Source organism: Aliifodinibius sp. S!AR15-10 (genome assembly GCF_031569985.1).
Lineage (GTDB): Bacteria > Bacteroidota > Rhodothermia > Balneolales > Balneolaceae > JAMQKA01.
The window spans coordinates 1-1520 of record NZ_JAMQKA010000108.1 but is presented as its reverse complement, the minus strand read 5'-3'; the positions used below and the strand labels follow the sequence as shown (position 1 = coordinate 1520).

1 protein-coding gene is annotated in these 1520 nt (G+C 59.3%); it reads right to left on the bottom strand.

From position 1 onward, the window contains the following. Nucleotides 1-1436 (bottom strand): aldehyde dehydrogenase (NADP(+)) (locus tag NC796_RS26525; RefSeq protein ID WP_310688905.1); only part of this gene is annotated, 1436 nt, incomplete at its 3' end. Between the last annotated feature and the right edge of the window lie 84 nt (nucleotides 1437-1520).

Sequence of the window (1520 nt, the reverse complement as noted above, 5' to 3'; positions counted from 1 at the left end):
GCGGTTGTACCCACAGAAGTACTCCGGCTGTCAGTGGTTGCCGGGAATGGTCCCCCGTGCACCATGGCGTGATTGACTGCTACCCCAGTCGGGAAGCCGTTGAAGATCAGGCGACCGACTTTTCGTTGTAGTACACTTATCAGTTCGGAGTACTCTTCCAGGTCCTGTTCCGTTCCATACAGCGTGGCCGTCAGGTGGCCCTGCAGGTTTTCCGCAATTTCCACCAGGTCCTGTTTGCCATCGGCGGTAATCGTCAGTGTGGACGGGCCAAAGACCTCTTCCTCAAGCGATTTGTTCGCCAGGAAGTCCTTTGAACTTACATTCAGCAGGTGCGGCACCCCGGGGGTTGCCGAGCCGTTGTCCTCACCGTCAGCGATGAGTTGAACCCCCTCCTGCTGCAGCAGTTTCTGGAGTCCCTGCTGGTAGGCCGACTGGATGCCGGCGGTCAGCATCGTTCCGGCACCGGCTTTTTTAAAGTGCTCGGAGACTTTCTGCTGGAAGCTGCGGGCCTCGGCAGAGTCCTGGTAGGCCACGAGCCCGGGATTCGTGCAAAACTGTCCCACACCCAGGTTGACGGAGTTGACCAGCCCTTCGGCGACCTCGTCGCCCTGCTCTTCGATGGCGCCCGGCAGCAGGAAAATGGGATTGGTGCTGCCCATCTCGGCATAGACCGGGATCGGCTCCGGCCGGCTGGTGGCCGCATCATAGAGCGCTTTTCCGCCTTTAAATGATCCGGTAAACCCGATCGCCTTCGCCAGTGGGTGTTCGACCATCGCTTTCCCCACCTCGTGGGAAGTGCCCTGAACCATCGAGAAGGTACCCTCCGGCATGCCGGTGTTCTTGACGGCTTTCTGTATCGCGCTCCCGATCATCTCGCAGGTCCCCGGGTGGGCCGGATGTGCTTTGACCACGATGGTGCACCCCGCGGCCAGCGCCGAAGCGGTATCTCCACCGGCCACTGAAAACGCCAGCGGGAAGTTACTCGCCCCAAAAATGCCGACCGGGCCGAGGGCCATCTTCATGCTCTTGACGTCCGGTGCGTCCTCGGAGGTATCGATGCGGGCATCAACCCATGATCCCTCACGGGCTACATCTGCAAATAGTCGCAGCTGTCCGACCGTGCGACCTCGCTCGCCGTTCAGGCGCCCTTCCGTCAGGCCGGTTTCCCTGCTGCAGCGCTGGATCAGCTCATCGCCCAGGGCCTCAATCTCGTCGGCGATCGCCTCCAGCAGTTCGGCCCGCCGGGCCCCGCTTTTCTGGCGGTACTCTTTAAAGGCCTCCTCCGCCTTCCGGAAGGCCTGGTCCACTTCATCGCCTGTGGCCTCCACGTAGGTTGGCTGAAGGTCATCACCCGTGGCCGGGTTGACCGCCTGAAAGGTTGCACTTCCTTCTGCTGATCGCGTGTTGCCTATAAAATTTTGTCCTGTCAGTTCCATCTGTCTATTTAACCTTATTAATTAATGTCCCGATTTGGGAAATTGAAATTCTGATTTCGTCGCCGTGATGCAGGGTAAATTCAT